The sequence below is a fragment of the Entomomonas sp. E2T0 genome, from assembly GCF_025985425.1.
Classification (GTDB): domain Bacteria; phylum Pseudomonadota; class Gammaproteobacteria; order Pseudomonadales; family Pseudomonadaceae; genus Entomomonas.
In genome coordinates this window covers 43,732-60,775 of record NZ_CP094972.1, presented here as the reverse complement: position 1 = coordinate 60,775, position 17,044 = coordinate 43,732, and the positions used below count along the sequence as shown (strand labels likewise).

The window sequence follows — 17,044 nt, the reverse complement described above, 5'->3', positions numbered from 1 at the left end:
ATGCGTTTAGTTGGTATTTCAGGTAGTTTACGCCAAGATTCTTATTCAACAATTATTTTAAAAGCAATAGTTGAAATGATTAAACCGCAAGCTGTTTTTGAGTTGTTAGATATTGGTGTTTTACCTCATTACAATGGTGATTTAGAAAAAGAGGTATTACCTAAAGCAGTAACCGATGCAAGAGCACTAGTACAACAATCTGATGGAGTGCTGGTGGTATGTCCAGAGTTTAATCATGGCATTCCTGGGGTATTAAAAAATACCTTGGATTGGTTATCTCGTCCAGCCTTTAATAGTTGTTTTTTACATAAGCCAGTCTATTTTATTACTCAATCAACAGGTGATTTGGGTGGTGTACGTGCTCAGTATCAATTACGTGAGACGTTTGCCTCTATGTTATGCCATATCATCCCTTTAAGAGAAGCAGCATTAACGCATATTGGCGAAAAAGTAACAGATGGTGTGATTACGGATACAGATACACTGGCTTTTTTAAAGCGTACAGTTGAAAGAGTAGTGAGTGAGATAAATAAGTTAAAGCAACAGCAGTAAATTGATCTTGTTAGCTCAGTAAACGGTTAGTGAGTATTAGGGGAAATTATTATCAAAGGACTTTTTTATAGAGATCATTAGCTTTGGCTTTTTATCTTTTGCTAACTAATGTATGCTAGCAGGTTTATTACTCAATCCTAATTGATCCGTTGAAACCATGATGAAAGAACAATATTTACCCCAAGAAATTGAAGCAACAGCCCAGCAATATTGGGAGAAAAACCAATCTTTTTTAGCAACTGAACGTGCTGATAAAGAAAAATATTATTGTCTATCTATGTTTCCATATCCAAGTGGTAAGCTGCATATGGGACATGTGCGTAATTACACAATAGGTGATGTAATTAGCCGTTATCAACGTATGCTAGGTAAAAATGTTCTGCAACCTATGGGATGGGATGCTTTTGGTATGCCTGCTGAAAATGCGGCTATGAAGAATAAAGTAGCACCTGCTAAATGGACTTATGAAAATATTGCTTATATGAAGAAGCAATTAAAAAGTTTAGGTTTGGCAGTAGATTGGACGCGTGAAGTCACTACTTGTAAACCTGATTATTATCGTTGGGAGCAATGGTTATTCACTAAGTTGTTTGAAAAAGGTGTTATTTACCGTAAAAATGGTACAGTAAATTGGGACCCTGTTGATCAAACAGTATTGGCTAATGAGCAAGTTATTGATGGTCGAGGTTGGCGTTCTGGTGCATTGGTTGAGAAGCGTGAAATCCCAATGTACTATTTTCGTATCACTGCGTACGCACAAGAGTTATTAGAGGATTTAGATAATTTACCAGGTTGGCCTGAGCAAGTTAAAACCATGCAACGCAATTGGATTGGTAAATCAAAGGGGATGGAGATTTGTTTCCCCTATGATGAGCAAAGTATAGGTTATGCTGGTCAGTTAAAAGTATTTACTACTCGTCCTGATACGTTAATGGGTGCCACTTATGTGGCTGTGGCTGCTGAGCATCCATTAGCTACTCAAGCTGCTGAGAATAATCCTGAGTTGCAGGCCTTTATTGATAAATGTAAAAAAGGCGGTGTATCAGAAGCCGATTTGGCTACTCAAGAAAAAGAAGGGATGGCGACAAATTTATATGTTAAACATCCGTTAACAGGTGATAAGTTAAATGTATGGGTAGCTAACTATGTATTAATGGCTTATGGTGAGGGTGCCGTAATGGCTGTACCTGCCCATGATGAGCGTGATTATGCCTTTGCACAAAAGTATAGTTTACCGATTAAACCTGTTATTCATACCAGTGTAGGCGATGAAGTACCAGCTCCTTGGCAAGATGCTTACGGTGAGTATGGTACTTTAATTAATTCGGGCGAATATAATGGTTTAGATTTTGAGCAAGCCTTTGCAGCGATTGGTAAAGCATTACAAGCACAAAATTTAGGAGAAGCTAGAACTCAATATCGTTTAAGAGATTGGGGTATTAGCCGTCAGCGTTATTGGGGTTGTCCAATTCCTATTGTGCATTGTGATTGTTGTGGTGATGTGCCTGTTCCTGAAGATCAATTACCTGTGGTATTGCCTGAAGATATAGTGCCTGATGGCACGGGTAGTCCTTTAGCGAAAATGCCAGAGTTTTATGAGACAACTTGTCCTAAGTGTGGTAAAGCTGCTCGTCGTGAAACGGATACAATGGATACTTTCGTAGAAAGTTCTTGGTACATTGCTCGTTATGCCTCACCACATTTTACAGGTGGTATGGTTGATAAAAAGGCTTCTGATTATTGGTTACCTGTTGATCAATACATTGGTGGTATTGAGCATGCTATTTTACATTTACTTTATACGCGTTTCTTCCATAAATTAATGCGTGATGAAGGTTTAGTAAATTCTGATGAGCCTGTGGTGAATTTATTAACGCAAGGCATGGTAGTGGCAGAAACATACTTCCGCACCGCAGATAATGGTAGTAGAACATACTTTAGTCCAAATGATGTTATTGTAGAGAAAGATAATAAAGGTAGAGCAATATCTGCTGTTTATAGTGGAGACAAACAACCTGTTGAGATTGGTGGCATGTTAAAAATGTCTAAATCATTCAATAATGGAGTTGATCCACAAACCATGATTGAACAATATGGTGCTGATACTTGTCGTTTATTTATGATGTTTGCTTCGCCACCAGATATGAGTCTTGAATGGTCAGATGCGGGGGTAGAAGGAGCTAGCCGTTTTTTACGTAGAGTATGGCGTTTGGCTTATCAGCATGTTAACGCTGGATTACTTGAAAAATATGATGTAGCACAGTTAAATGATGAGCAAAAGGTGGTTAGACGTGCTATTCATATAGCTATTAAGCAAGCAAGTCAAGATGTTGGGCAAAACCATAAGTTTAATACAGCTATTGCAGCAGTAATGACTTTAATGAATGTATTGGAGAAAGCAGCCAATGAATCAGTAATTGATCGTGCTTTAATTCAAGAAGGTTTAGAAACAGTTACATTGTTATTAGCACCTATTACACCACATATTTGCCACACTTTATGGCAAGTCTTGGGGCATAGCGATACAGTAATTAATGCAGCATGGCCTGAAGTTGATGAGTCTGCTTTAGTGCAAGATGTATTAACGATAGTAATTCAAGTAAATGGTAAACTTCGTGGTAATATAGAAGTATCTGCTAATGCTTCTAAACAAGATATTGAAGCTGCTGCCCTTAGCCATCAGTCAGTACAACGCTTTATAGAAGGGGTAACTGTGCGTAAAGTGATTGTTGTGCCTGGTAAGTTAGTTAATATTGTGGCTAATTAACATAAAGATCAGTAATGGAGTTTCATAATATATGAAGCGTTTAATAAGTTATTTTATAGTCAGCATAATGGCACTCATGTTAACTGCTTGTGGTTTTCATTTACGTGGTACTAATGATGATAAAATTGAAATTAAAGAAATGGCAGTCTCTGCGGGGGACAAGTATGGTCCTTTTGTTAAAGAACTCAAGGATAGATTAACTGCTGCTGGTGTGAAGATTTATGATACTGCTGAGTATAAATTAACTGTATCAGAGAAATGGAATGACAGAACGTTAAGTTTTGCTAATGATATACGTGGTACAGAAATAGCAAAAATATTGACCCTTGAATATCAAATCTATGGCACTGGTGATCTATTATTAATAGAAGATTCTTTAGAGGCACGTGGAGAATATATCAGTGACTCTAATAATATTGTGGCTGATGAGCAGCAATCTGAGCTGATAGATAAAAGGATAAGAGCAGATGCTGTTACTTTGTTATTAGAGCGTTTACAAGCTATTTCAGCTGAGCAATTAGATACCTTACAAACAGCAGCTGAAGAGCAAGTGAGATTAAAAGCTGAGGCCGAAAAAGCTCAACAGAAAGCTATAGAGGAACGTCGTAAGTCACTATTACATAGTATTCCTTTAGATGAGATCGAAAAGTTTAATGAACGTTAATCATTATTCTAGAGCCTGTTCATGACAGGCTCTTTACTTTTATGAAATTAAATACCAATCAATTAACTAAACAATTACAAGCAGAATTAAGTGCTATCTACATTGTAGCAGGTGATGAACCTTTACTATGTATGGAGGCCACAGATGCTATTCGCGCTGCAGCTAGGGCTGAAGGCTATAGTGAACGACAATTATTTAATGTAGAAACAAATTTTGATTGGTCAGTGTTATATGATGAAGCAGCTAGCATGTCTTTATTTGCAGAAAAGCGAATATTGGAGTTTCGCCTAAAGACAGGTTCTTTATCAGACAAAGGGGAGGCATTGCTGAGTTATTTGCAGAATCCTCCACAAGATACTTTATTGTTAATTTCAGCGCCTAAATTAGATGTTAAAACAAAATGGGTCAAAACCGTCATTGATAGCCCATTATGCCAACTGATACAAGTTTGGCCGATTGAGGTTAATCAATTGCCACAATGGATTAGACAACGATTAGCAACGTTAGGATTATCTATTACAGCAGATGCATTAGAGTTATTTTCATTGAGAGTGGAAGGTAATTTATTAGCTGCTGCTCAAGAAATAGAAAAACTTAAATTGTTGATAGGTGATGATTCCTTAGTGGATGTTGAGCATATTCAAGCAATGGTAGTAGATAGTGCTCGCTTTGATATTTTTGGGTTAGTGGATATTGCTTTACAAGGTGATGCCACTCATAGTTTACGCATGTTGCAAGGGTTAAGGGCAGAAGGAGCAGCAGAAACTCTAGTGTTATGGACATTAACTAAAGAATTACGTGCCTTAATGACATTGGCTCAATTAGCAGGGCAGGGCATTCCTCTGCAAAAGGCCTTTTCACAAGTTAGGCCACCTATTTGGTCAAAGCGTCAAGGAATTTTCCAACAAGCTATAGGAAGATATACTGCTAATCAATGGGGAGAGTTATTGATCAAAGCACAGCAAGTAGATGCACAAATTAAAGGACAAGCATCTGGTGACTGTTGGCAAGGGCTTACCGATATTTTATTAGCTATGGCTGGTAAGCCCCTTCGTATAAATTAATTGGTTGGCTCTGGGGGAGTGTTAGTGGGTTCTTTTTTGTGTGTTGCTGTACTGTCTTTATTAGGCTCTATAGGTTTTAGTTGCGTTTCATCAGGGCGCTTAACAATTCTATTGGTAGCAGGTGATTGACAAACTTGTTGGTCAATATAGTAACTTCCCAATAACTCACCTTTAGTATTGTAATAAGCAAAAGTGAATAATGTTCCTTTAGCTAAGTTTGTTTGTTGGGTATTACATACATCATTATTATTAACAATAAAGCGCTCAGTTAGATAAGATGATAATAATGGTTGAGAGTGAGTAATGCCATCAATAACCATAAATCTAAAAGTAACATTTTGATTAGATGATTGAGCACCTAAGAATTGTGTATTATAAGCAATAATAGCATTAGTATTTTTATTGGCTGTTTCTGCTAGAGATTTGGCTATTTCTTTTAGTTCTGGATTATTAGCATTTTGTTTTTTAAGTTGTTCTGCACTTTCTAATGCTTTTTTCAGTTCATCAGAAACGGCAGGAGCGGTTTTTTGTGAGTTAGCTTGTTGGCTTTGTTGTGTTTCTGTCGTAAAAGGTGAAACAGGGGATTTAAAGATAATATAAAAAACACCTGCTGCGATAGCCATTAATAAAATTAGAATAATTATTAGTAAGGTATATAATAATTTGCTTGAGGAATGTGTTGTCATAGTCGTTGCTTGATTAGTGATAGTGGTGATATTGGGTGTTGGGTTATTTAGTGACTCATCAAAATTAGCCCGTGTAACAGGGTTAGAAAGTACTTTATAGGCTAGTTCAATGCTAGCAATAACTTTATTTGAGCGTTCTTTAGCTTCGGGTGTTTGTTGCTTTTGTAGTTGTTGCCATTTATTTATACTATTAATATAAGCTTGTTTAATTTCTTCAGAGGTAGCTGTTTCAGGGGTCTGTAAAATTTTATAGTGATTAATAGTCATGTTTCATGGTCTGTTAGGATGGTGTAAAAGGCCATTATAGCTAAACTGATTATGCATGCAAAAAAAATTGTATTTCTAGGTAATTTTTTTATTCATTGGGTTGATAATTTTAAAGATGAATTATACTTTTTTGCAGGCTTTTGTATTACACAGTAAACCTTATAAGGAGAGTAGTGCCTTGGTGGATTTTTTTACACCAGAGGGTAGGGTAAGGGCGGTATTAAGAAAAGCGCGTAGTAAAGTAGGTAGTATTGCTAGGCCTTTTATGCCATTGACTGTTAGTTTTGTTGGCAAAGGTGATTTAAAAACGGTTCGCCAAATTGAAACCACGAGTAATCCTTTTTTATTAAATGGCAAATATCTTTTTAGCGGTTTATATCTGAATGAGTTGTTAATACGGTTACTGCCTTTAGAGGATGCTTGCCCAACATTGTTTAATTATTATCAACAAGCGTTACAACAATTACCATCACAGACTGCTATCGAGCCTTTGTTAAGAGGTTTTGAGTGGCAATTATTAAATGAGTTAGGCTATAGTTTTTCCTTAACAGAGACGGGAGATGGTGAACCATTGTGGCCTGATGGGTTTTATATCTTTACTCCAGAGAATGGTTTGCAACGAATACCCCAATTACAATCTGGTGCTTTCTATGGTCGTGATCTGTTAGCAATGAGTGAGGCCGATTGGTCATCTGCTACTGTATTATCATCAGCAAAACGTTTAATGCGGCAGGTACTAGCAATACATTTACAAGGAAAACCGTTAATAAGTCGACAGTTATTTAATAGTATATCAAGCGATTAAAGCAGAATAACTTTATTAAACTGTCTAATTTTATAAGACAATTTAGCTAATATATTTTTTTACCAAAATTTTACTTACATCTATCTCCAAAATATAAGATAATAACTTACATTCTCATTTACGAATAATTATCATATGGCTATTTTAATGCCTTATCCAAATTGGAGTCTTACAATGAGCAAATTCCTTAAAATACAATGTGCATGCATATTTGCTGCCGTATTTGCTTTCTCGACAAATGTTCGAGCAGAAACTATTACCGATGTAGCTGGCAGAACAGTTGAGATACCTAAAAAAGTAGAAAGAGTGCTATTAGGTGAAGGACGTATGATCTATAGTATGGCGATTTTGGATAAAGATGATCCTACTAAGCGTGTAATCGGTTGGCAAGGTGAATTAAAAACAAGTGATACCAATGGTTATAATGCTTATTTAAAAAAATACCCTCATATCAAAGATATTCCTTTAATTGGTCAAACATCTGAAGCAAGTGTTAATCCAGAAACAGTGATCTCTTTACAACCTGATATAGCTATTTTCGGAATTGCAGGGCATGGCCCAGGTGTTACTAACCCATTAGTAGAAAAATTACAAAGCGCAGGTGTACCTGTGGTATTTATTGATTTTCGCCAACATCCTATGAAGAATACTATTCCAAGTATCAAAATATTAGGTAAAGTATTACATCGTGAAGAAGCAGCTAATAAATATTTAGCTTTTTATGAAAAGCACTTAAAACGTATTCAAGATCGTGTTGCTAAAATTCCGGCTAATGAAAGAACAACCGTATTTATTGAAATGTTACCTGAAGTAAAATCTCCTACTTGCTGTCATACTGCGGGCAAAGGTAACTTTGGTGAGTTTATTGAGGCAGCAGGCGGCCATAATATTGCAGCTGATATTTTACCTGCAGTAATTGGTGAAATTAGTTTAGAGCATGTTATTAGTGTTGATCCAAAAGTTTATATCATGAGTGGTACAGGTACTAATGATGTTAAATTAGGATTAAAAGAAGGTTTAGGTGTTACTAAAGAAAATGCCGCACAAAGTTTAAAGCGTTTAACTACTCGCACAGGGGTTAACGCATTAACAGCTGTTTCTAGCATCGACAACACCCATGGTATTTGGCATAATTTCTACAATTCACCTTATAATATTATTGCCATTGAGGCTTTTGCTAAATGGTTCTATCCAGATTTATTTAAGGATGTAGATGTGCAAGAAACTTTCAATGAGCTACAAGAGTTTTTACCAGTGGATATTCAAGGAACATATTGGGTTGATCTTAAGGACGCTTCATGACAGATAGCGTTCTGGCACAACCAGCATCAGTAGTCTATCGTTACAAGCAAATTATTGCAAAAAGAGTTTTCTGGCTAGTAGTGTTACTACTAGCCATTATTGCTTCCTTATTGGTAGATTTATCCTTAGGTTCATCTGGTTTAGGATTTACAGATTTACTTAATATTCTATTTAATGCACAGTCTGCACCTAAAACACAGCAGATTATTATTTGGGATATTCGTTTACCTCAAGCCTTGATGGCTATTTTAGTGGGTGCTGCCTTAGGGTTAGCGGGGGCAGAAATGCAAACAGTCTTAAATAACCCGTTAGCCAGTCCTTTTACATTAGGTGTATCTCATGCTGCGGCTTTTGGTGCAGCTTTAGGTTTTGTATTAAATATTGGTATTCCTGGTGTTCATCCTAAGTGGATAGTAGCAGGTAATGCTTTTGTGTTTGCTTTATTTGCGACTATGTTGTTGGATGTATTAGCACGTTGGCGACAAGCTAATACTAATGTGATTGTTCTGTTTGGTATTGCGATTGGCTTTACTTTTAGTGCACTGGTGGCACTGTTACAATACATAGCAACAGCCGAAGCATTGCAGGCATTGGTATTTTGGACTTTAGGTAGTATGTCCCGTGCTGATTGGCAAAATATCAGTATTTTAGCTATAGCGTTAGCAGTTGCTTTTCCTTTCTCTATGTTAGCGGCTTGGAAGTTAACGGCATTACGTTTAGGTGAAGATAGGGCCGCTAGTTTTGGTATTAATATTAAACGATTACGTTTGGCTAGTTTATTTAGAATCAGTGTGTTATCAGGTTTAGCAGTAGCCTTTGTGGGAACGATTGGTTTTATTGGTTTAGTAGGCCCCCATATTGCACGTATGTTATTTGGTGAGGATCATCGTTTTTACTTACCTGCCAGTGCTTTATCAGGTGCTCTTATTCTTTCATTAGCATCCGTTGTATCAAAGAATATGATACCGGGGGTATTAATTCCTGTAGGTATTATTACTTCTTTAATAGGCATTCCTTTCTTTTTAGCTATTATCTTCCGTACGACTTCTGGAGGTCGTGGGTGAGTGATTTATTGATTAAGTCGCTCAGCGTTTCTTACGGTCGGCGACAAGTTATCGAGAACCTTTCGGTTGAACATATTAATGCAGGTGAAGTAACCGCACTGTTAGGCCCTAATGGTAGTGGTAAGTCTACTTTATTAAAGGCAATGGCTGGTCTTAATTCAGCTACAGGAGAGGTGATCTTTAATGGACAAGATTTAGTTACTGCTCATTTTTCTGAGCGTGCTAAACAGGTTGTTTATTTACCACAAAGTTTACCTGCTAGTGTCCATTTGCGTGCTTTTGAGTCAATGTTAGTGGCACGTAAAGCTTCTCATAGTGAAAGTACCCAAGAAGTTATCGAAGAAGCAATGGCCTTGCTCGAGAAGTTAGGTATTGAAGAGTTAGGTATGCGCTATCTTGACCAGCTTTCAGGTGGTCAAAAACAATTAGTAGGATTGGCACAGGCACTTATTCGCAAGCCGAAAGTATTATTACTGGATGAACCTTTAAGTGCATTAGATCTTAATCATCAGTTTCATGTGATGGATGTTATTAAACAAGAAACAAAAGAGCGAGATATAGTAACGGTTATTGTATTGCACGATATCAATATTGCACTACAACATACTGATTATGTATTGATGCTTAAAGATGGGCGATTAGTAACCAGTGGTATTCCAGATCAAGTGATTACCCCAGAAGTACTTGCTGAAGTGTATGGTGTGCAGGGTAGAGTAGAACATTGCTCTCGTGGTAAGCCACATGTAATGATTGATGGTTTAGTCAATCAGCATTAATAAAGTTGGGGTAATTTACTAGCAAAAGCTTGTTCATATTCTTTTATAAAATATTGCCATTCTTGTTGGTTAAGTAAAGAATGGCGTTTTATTTTGGGAATATCATGTAATGCAGCTTCTTTTGCAGTCAATCGGCCTTTTACTTTTTCCAGATCTAATAAAGCGGTTTCAACAATAAGTTGACCATCTTTGTTCACTGTTTTTACAAAAATATGTTTACCGTAAAGGCTACCATGTTGTAAGCGGTTTTTATGGAGTCTAGCCAACATTTGAGCAGTCTTTGTTAGTACTATGTCAGTCGTTTCTGGAAGGTATTGTTGTTGTCTTTGTAAGGTTAACCAACTATCTAATTCAATAAAATCTTGTAGTGCTTCGGTTACTAAAATAGCTTTATCTCCAGATACCCCACAATAAACAACTTGGGGAATATTAATTTGAGCTTTAGATAATGCACAGTAAGCTTTATATTCACGAATGATAGTGGCTTGTCCAAAAGGATGAAAAAAATCACGGTATATATGTTTTTCTTGGCGTTTAATATATAAGGTTTTACCTTGATCATCTATGGCACGTAAAACACCACTTTCGCCACCCCGACGTTGATTAGGAAGTTCTACCCACTCTCCTGAAATACTCCACCAATGCTCAAAGTTTTTTCCTGCGCTATCAAAGGAAGGGATGATCATCTTAACTCTCATAAAAGTAATGTTGGGTATATTATAGACAAATAATTTATATAAGATATAAGTATTAAAAAAGGATTCTGATAAATTAAAGACTCAAAAGTAACTTTATAAAATAATTAAGTTAATATTGTCGAGCTAGGGGAATCGTCAGTATACTACTCTCCTTCATGAGTGAGGAAGATTTAGTGTTATTTAATGTAGTGTGGATTCGCGATAATAAAACTTTGATTGAGTATTGTAGTCAATGGCAACAATTACCCTTTATTACGTTAGATACTGAATTCTTACGAGAAACGACTTTTTATCCTATAGCGGGACTGATACAGCTTAGCGATGGGAAAACACCTTATTTAATAGATCCTCTTACCATTTCGGATTGGTCTGCGTTTTCTCAATTACTACAAAGCAAACAAGTAATAAAAGTATTACATGCGTGTTCAGAAGATTTAGAGTTATTATTTCAACTGACAGGTGTAATTACTGAACCTGTGTTTGATACGCAAGTGGCCGCTGCTTTTTTAGGCATGGGAATAACTTTAGGTTATTCTCCATTAGTTAATCAATTATTGAACAAAGAAATAAGTAAGGAAGAAAAACGTTCAGATTGGTTGCAACGTCCTTTATCATCAGAGCAAGAGCAGTATGCGGCAGCTGATGTGATGTATTTAATAGAGCTATATCATTATTTTGTTAGTCACTTATCTGCTGAGAAACAACATTGGCTTTATGAAGACACTAAAGAATTGGCTGAGAGTTATGCTAAAGTACCTGATTTCCAAACATTGTATAAAGAATCAAGGCAAGCTTGGCGTTTATCAAGACAACAATTGGCTGTCTTAAAAGCCCTTTATGCTTGGCGAGAAGAGCAGGCAAGAGCACAAAATATTGCAAGAGGGCGTTTATTAAAAGACAACAGTCTATTAATGATGGCTAAATATCAACCTAGCAATTTAGTGGCGTTAGCAAAGATACCTGAAGTTCATCCAAGGACTTTACGTAAAGAGGGTAATGCTCTTTTAGGAGTTATTCAGCAAGCCGCTAAAATTTCTCAAGAAAATTGGCCGCAACGAGTAGATAGGCCGTTATCAGTAAATAGTGGCAAGTTGGCTAAAGAGCTAAAAAAAATAGTGCAGCAAAAAGCTACAGAGTTGAATATTTGTCCTGAATTGTTATGGCGTAAAAGGATTATTGAAAAAATATTATATTCAGTTCAAGCTAACAAGGATTATCAGTTACCTGATAGTTTAAAAGGTTGGCGTAAAGAAATATTATCTGACATTTTATTACAAGCATTAAATTAAACAGAGCTTAAAATTATGGCAATAGAAAAACGTATTTGTTCTATTTTTAAAAGTCCACGTAAGAATGAAATGTATTTATATGTGGATAAAAAAGAGGGATTAGAACGGGTTCCAGAAGAGTTATTAAGTGTATTTGGTAAGCCACAACCTGTATTTGATTTATTACTTACTCCTCAACGTAAACTTGCACGAGAAGATATTGTCCAAGTTTTAGCTAATATAGAACAACAAGGTTTTCATTTGCAAATGCCACCTCCTCCTGAAGAAGATGAGTTAATGAGTTTACCTGATGAATTATTGAGGTTTAATGATCCACTATGAATAAGTTGTTAATTATTGATAAAGACTATCCAGCCTATATTCCATTAGTAGAGAAAAAATATCCTGATTGTCAGTTATTTGCTAGTAATGAAGTAGCTTCTTTGCAAGAGGTTGCCAATCATTGTGATATTTGGCTGGGTTCTCCCAATCAATGTGCAGACTTATTAAGAGAAGGGGTTAAAACACCAAAATGGATTCAGTCAGTTTTTGCAGGCATTACTCCTTTGATGGCTAAGGATTTGCCTAAAGATTATATGCTAAGTCGTGCCGTAGGCGTATTTGATCAGTTGATGGCTGAGTATGTATTAACATACATGTTGGCTAATGAGCGACAAGTATTACAAAGGTATGCCGCACAACAAAAACAACACTGGTTGCTTGACCAACCAACAACTTTACATGGTAAGCAAGTATTAATTGTAGGTGCTGGTACTATTGGTACAGGTGTTGCCAAGTTTCTTAAACCGTTTGGTGTAAAGATTTTCGGTATTGCTACTACAGAGAGAGAGCTACCACCTTTTGAGAAAGTAGGCGCATTAAAAGATTTAGCAAATTATGTATCCACAGCTGATTATGTAATCAGTTTATTACCTGATACGCCTAATACACAGAATATTTTTGATGCTAAGATTTTTTCAAAAATGAAACAAGGTTCGGTGTTTATAAATGCAGGGCGAGGTACATCAATTGTTGATGAGGAACTTATTATCGCTTTAGATAAAGGACATCCCAGTTTAGCAATATTGGATGTATTTAGAACAGAACCTTTACCTGCAAACCATTTATTTTGGCATGTACCTAATTTATTAATCACAGAACATACAGCTGCTATCGGTATACCAACATTAGTTTTTGATTTATTTAATCATAATTTAGAGCGTTTCCAAAAGCAACAGCCATTGCTTGGACAAGTAGATTTTAGACAGGAGTATTAATGGCTAGGGCAGTTTTTAAGAAAAGTTTTTTGCATCCTCGTTACTGGTCATTATGGCTAGGTTTGGGATTGTTATGGCTTATTATTCAATTGCCTTTTAGTTGGTTACGTAACTTAGGTGCAAGTATAGGGCGTCTTCTTTATTATTTTGCCAAGAGTCGACGGACAATAGTATTACGTAATTTAGAATTGTGTTTTCCTGAGATGACATCTGATGAGCGTATTGCTATTACGAAGCAAAATTTTGCTGCTATGGGTATTGCTTTCTTTGAAATGGCGATTAGCTGGTGGTGGCCTAAAAAGAAGTTTGCCAAATTAGCTAAAAAAATTGATGGTTTAGAATATTTACAAAAAGAGCATGAAGCTGGCAATGGTGTATTGTTAATGTCATTACACTTTACTACCCTAGAAATAGGTGCTGCGTTATTGAGTACGGTTTACCCTATGAATGGTATGTACCGTCAGCATAAAAATAAGTTGTTTGATTATATTCAAAAAGCAGGACGAGAAACTTATAATCTACAGGGTGAAGCAATTGAGCGTGATGATATTAAAACCATGCTTAAAGTAATGCGTTCAGGAGGAACGATTTGGTATGCACCAGATCAAGATTATGGTCCAAAGCAAAGTATTTTTGTACCTTTATTCGGTATTCCTACAGCTACAGTAACAGCCACTAGTAAATTCGCCCGTTTAGGTAAGGCAAAAGTAATCCCTTTTGTGCAGAAGCCTTTAGCTGATGGTAGTGGCTATCATCTGATAATTTATCCACCTTTGGATAATTTCCCAAGTGAGTCAGAAGAGGTAGATTGTCTAACCATCAATCAATGGGTAGAGAAGTGTGTTACAGAGCAGATAGATCAATATCTGTGGGCTCATCGCCGTTTTAAAACACGACCTGCAGGTGAAACATCACTTTATAAAAAGAAGTGATGAAATTTATAGAAAAAATAAAGATTTTTTAGTTTTAGGGAATATGAAGTATACAAGGATATAGTATAATAAACGGTTAAGGTTCATCGATGATTTTTTCAGGCTAATCAATCCTGTAAAATGAGTCAATAAGAAGAGGCTTAGTAGTCATATAAGCTGATTATAAATAAACGATTAACAATCTATAACAGGATTGTGAATTTCACAGCTTTCAAAAGAAGCTTTACTATAGAGACTGGAGCAAGCTATGCAAGATCTTGATCCCATAGAAACAAAAGAATGGGTTGATTCCCTGGAGTCAGTGGTTGAGAACGAAGGTGAAGAACGTGCTCAATACCTGATGACTAGAATGGGTGAGTGGGCGACACGCAATGGTGTAAAACTGCCTTATTCGATTAATACACCTTATCGTAATACGATTCCATTAACTGAAGAACCACCATTACCTGGTGATATGTTTATGGAGCGTCGTATCCGTTCATTAGTCCGTTGGAATGCAATGGCAATGGTGGTACGTGCGAACCGTAAAGATCCTGATCTGGGTGGACATATTGGTAGTTTTGCTTCCAGTGCAACGCTTTATGATGTTGGTTTTAACTATTTCTTTAAAGGCCCTACCGAAGAACATGGTGGTGACTTGGTATTTTTCCAAGGCCATACTGCTCCAGGTATTTATGCTCGTGCATTTATTGAGGGTCGTTTAACTGAAGAACAATTAGATAATTATCGTCAAGAAGTGGGTGGTAAAGGTTTATCTTCTTATCCACATCCTTGGTTAATGCCAGATTTTTGGCAATTCCCAACCGTATCTATGGGGTTAGGGCCAATCCAAGCTATTTACCAAGCTCGCTTTATGAAGTATTTAGAACACCGTGGTTTTATTACACCAGGTAAACAAAAAGTTTGGTGTTTTATTGGTGATGGTGAAACAGATGAGCCAGAAACTTTAGGTGCTATTTCTTTAGCGGGCCGTGAAAAGTTAGATAACCTTATTTTCGTGATTAACTGTAACTTACAGCGTTTAGATGGCCCTGTACGCGGTAACGGTAAAATCATTCAAGAACTTGAAGGTGTATTCCGCGGTGCTGGTTGGAATGTAAATAAAGTAATTTGGGGTCGTTTATGGGATCCTTTATTTGCTAAAGATAAAGATGGTTTATTGCAACGCCGTATGGAAGAAGTAGTAGACGGTGATTATCAAAACTATAAAGCTAAAGATGGCGCTTTCGTCCGTAAGCATTTCTTTGGTGCTTATCCTGAACTGTTAGATATGGTTAAGGATATGAGTGATGATGATATTTGGGCATTAAATCGTGGTGGTCATGATCCATTTAAAGTTTATGCTGCTTATCATCAAGCTGTAAATCATGTTGGTCAACCAACTGTAATTTTAGCTAAGACTATTAAAGGTTATGGTATCTTAGGTACAGCAGGTCAAAATACTGCACATAATGATAAGAAATTAACTGATGCAGTTATTAAAAACTTCCGTGACAAGTTTGATGTGCCTGTATCTGATAAGGATATTGGAAATATTCCATTCTTCCGTCCAGATGAAGATAGCCCTGAAATTAAATATATTCGCGCCCGTCGTGAAGCATTAGGTGGTTATGTTCCTAGTCGTCGTACTAAGAGTATTAGTATTCCAACGCCATCGTTAGATACCTTGAAAGCTATTTTAGATGGTTCAGGTGATCGTGAAATCTCTACGACTATGTCATTTGTACGTATTCTTGCACATTTAGTGAAAGATAAAGATTTAGGTAGTCGTATTGTTCCTATCGTCCCTGATGAGGCACGTACTTTTGGTATGGAAGGTATGTTCCGTCAATTGGGTATTTACTCTTCTGTGGGTCAATTATATGAACCAGTAGATAAAGACCAAGTGATGTTCTATCGTGAAGATAAGAAAGGTCAAATTTTAGAAGAAGGTATTAACGAAGCGGGTGCAATGTCTTCGTGGATTGCGGCAGGTACTTCTTACAGTACGCATAACCAACCCATGTTACCATTCTATGTGTTCTATTCAATGTTTGGTTTCCAACGTATCGGTGACTTAGCTTGGGCAGCGGGTGATAGCCGTGCACATGGTTTCTTAATTGGTGGTACTTCAGGTCGTACAACGTTAAATGGTGAAGGCTTACAGCACGAAGATGGTCATAGCCATATTCTTGCAGGCACTATTCCTAACTGCCGTAGTTATGATCCTACTTATGCTTATGAGTTAGCAGTTATCATCCGCCAAGGTATTAAAGAAATGGTGGAAGAAGGTAAGAGCATTTTCTATTACCTAACTGTATTAAACGAAAACTATATTCAACCTGCTTTACCTAAAACTAAAGGTGTTGAAGAAGCGATTGTGAAAGGTATGTACTTATTAGAAGCTGATAAGTCTAAATCTAAACAACGTGTACAACTTTTAGGAGCTGGTTCTATTTTACGTGAAGTACGTGCTGCTGCTGAGATTCTTCGTAAAGAATTTAAAGTGGCTGCTGATGTATGGAGCGTACCAAGCTTTAATGAATTACGTCGTGATGGATTAGAGGTTGAACGTTGGAATCGTTTACACCCAACGGCTAAACCTAAGAAAGCTTATATCACTGAGTGTCTAGAAAAAGCACAAGGTCCAGTTATTGCTTCAACAGATTATATGAAGTTATTGGCTGATCAAGTACGTCAATGGGTACCTACTGATTATAAAGTGTTAGGTACTGATGGTTTTGGACGTAGTGATAGTCGTGCTAACTTGCGTAACTTCTTTGAAGTAGATCGTCACTGGATTGTAGTGGCTGCATTAGAAGCCCTAGCAGCGCGTGGTGAGATCAAACCAAAAGTGGTGGCTGATGCGATTAAGCAGTTTGGCATTGATCCAGAAAAAACTAATCCACTTGATTGCTAATGGCTACGGAATAGGAGAATACA

15 protein-coding genes are annotated in these 17,044 nt (G+C 36.8%); 13 read left to right on the top strand and 2 right to left on the bottom strand.

The features are described 5' to 3' along the window. The 4 genes from MTZ49_RS00315 to holA all read left to right on the top strand — a co-directional run bounded on the left by MTZ49_RS00315 (position 1) and on the right by holA (position 5,047). Positions 1-552, top strand: coding sequence for an NADPH-dependent FMN reductase (locus MTZ49_RS00315; RefSeq protein WP_264746448.1), 552 nt, complete (start codon positions 1-3; stop codon positions 550-552). Between the two features lie 160 nt (positions 553-712). Beyond that, a complete protein-coding gene (gene leuS / locus MTZ49_RS00310) occupies positions 713-3,319 on the top strand; it encodes a leucine--tRNA ligase (RefSeq protein ID WP_264747910.1) in 2,607 nt (868 codons plus the stop codon). A 31-nt stretch (positions 3,320-3,350) separates the two neighbouring features. Beyond that, the gene (gene lptE / locus MTZ49_RS00305) at positions 3,351-3,983 is read left to right on the top strand and encodes an LPS assembly lipoprotein LptE (RefSeq protein ID WP_264746447.1); all 633 of its coding nucleotides are present in this window, start codon (positions 3,351-3,353) and stop codon (positions 3,981-3,983) included. Positions 3,984-4,024: 41 nt separating this feature from the next. Then, positions 4,025-5,047, top strand: coding sequence for a DNA polymerase III subunit delta (holA, locus tag MTZ49_RS00300; protein ID WP_264746446.1), 1,023 nt, complete (start codon positions 4,025-4,027; stop codon positions 5,045-5,047). Here the strand turns inward: holA and MTZ49_RS00295 are convergent. Then, positions 5,044-6,000 carry a J domain-containing protein gene (locus MTZ49_RS00295; protein WP_264746445.1) on the bottom strand — a complete coding sequence of 319 codons (957 nt, stop codon included), beginning with the start codon at positions 5,998-6,000 and terminating at the stop codon, positions 5,044-5,046. The two genes, holA and MTZ49_RS00295, sit on opposite strands and share 4 nt — an antisense overlap. A gap of 115 nt (positions 6,001-6,115) precedes the next feature. On the opposite strand from MTZ49_RS00295, the gene recO reads away from it, so the two are divergent. The 4 genes from recO (at position 6,116) to MTZ49_RS00275 (ending at position 9,947) form a co-directional block, all read left to right on the top strand. Then, positions 6,116-6,805, top strand: coding sequence for a DNA repair protein RecO (recO, locus tag MTZ49_RS00290; RefSeq protein WP_264746444.1), 690 nt, complete (start codon positions 6,116-6,118; stop codon positions 6,803-6,805). Between the two features lie 174 nt (positions 6,806-6,979). Then, complete coding sequence (locus MTZ49_RS00285; RefSeq protein ID WP_264746443.1) at positions 6,980-8,107, top strand: ABC transporter substrate-binding protein; 1,128 nt, start codon at positions 6,980-6,982, stop codon at positions 8,105-8,107. Then, positions 8,104-9,171 (top strand): FecCD family ABC transporter permease, encoded by a 1,068-nt coding sequence (locus MTZ49_RS00280; protein ID WP_264746442.1) that lies wholly within the window; start codon positions 8,104-8,106, stop codon positions 9,169-9,171. Before MTZ49_RS00285 ends, MTZ49_RS00280 begins: the two co-directional genes overlap by 4 nt. Continuing rightward, complete coding sequence (locus tag MTZ49_RS00275) at positions 9,168-9,947, top strand: ABC transporter ATP-binding protein (RefSeq protein ID WP_264746441.1); 780 nt, start codon at positions 9,168-9,170, stop codon at positions 9,945-9,947. The genes MTZ49_RS00280 and MTZ49_RS00275 overlap by 4 nt, the downstream gene beginning before the upstream one ends. Here the strand turns inward: MTZ49_RS00275 and MTZ49_RS00270 are convergent. Then, positions 9,944-10,633 carry a lipopolysaccharide kinase InaA family protein gene (locus MTZ49_RS00270; protein WP_264746440.1) on the bottom strand — a complete coding sequence of 230 codons (690 nt, stop codon included), beginning with the start codon at positions 10,631-10,633 and terminating at the stop codon, positions 9,944-9,946. The two genes, MTZ49_RS00275 and MTZ49_RS00270, sit on opposite strands and share 4 nt — an antisense overlap. Positions 10,634-10,818: 185 nt before the next feature. On the opposite strand from MTZ49_RS00270, the gene rnd reads away from it, so the two are divergent. The 5 genes from rnd to aceE all read left to right on the top strand — a co-directional run bounded on the left by rnd (position 10,819) and on the right by aceE (position 17,021). Beyond that, complete coding sequence (gene rnd, locus MTZ49_RS00265) at positions 10,819-11,934, top strand: ribonuclease D (RefSeq protein WP_264746439.1); 1,116 nt, start codon at positions 10,819-10,821, stop codon at positions 11,932-11,934. A 15-nt stretch (positions 11,935-11,949) separates the two neighbouring features. Further along, complete coding sequence (locus MTZ49_RS00260) at positions 11,950-12,255, top strand: YcgL domain-containing protein (protein WP_264746438.1); 306 nt, start codon at positions 11,950-11,952, stop codon at positions 12,253-12,255. Then, positions 12,252-13,190 carry a D-2-hydroxyacid dehydrogenase gene (locus tag MTZ49_RS00255; protein ID WP_264746437.1) on the top strand — a complete coding sequence of 313 codons (939 nt, stop codon included), beginning with the start codon at positions 12,252-12,254 and terminating at the stop codon, positions 13,188-13,190. The genes MTZ49_RS00260 and MTZ49_RS00255 overlap by 4 nt, the downstream gene beginning before the upstream one ends. Then, the gene (locus tag MTZ49_RS00250) at positions 13,190-14,122 is read left to right on the top strand and encodes a lipid A biosynthesis lauroyl acyltransferase (protein WP_264746436.1); all 933 of its coding nucleotides are present in this window, start codon (positions 13,190-13,192) and stop codon (positions 14,120-14,122) included. Before MTZ49_RS00255 ends, MTZ49_RS00250 begins: the two co-directional genes overlap by 1 nt. A 247-nt stretch (positions 14,123-14,369) precedes the next feature. After that, positions 14,370-17,021 (top strand): pyruvate dehydrogenase (acetyl-transferring), homodimeric type, encoded by a 2,652-nt coding sequence (gene aceE / locus MTZ49_RS00245; protein ID WP_264746435.1) that lies wholly within the window; start codon positions 14,370-14,372, stop codon positions 17,019-17,021. Positions 17,022-17,044: the final 23 nt, after the last annotated feature.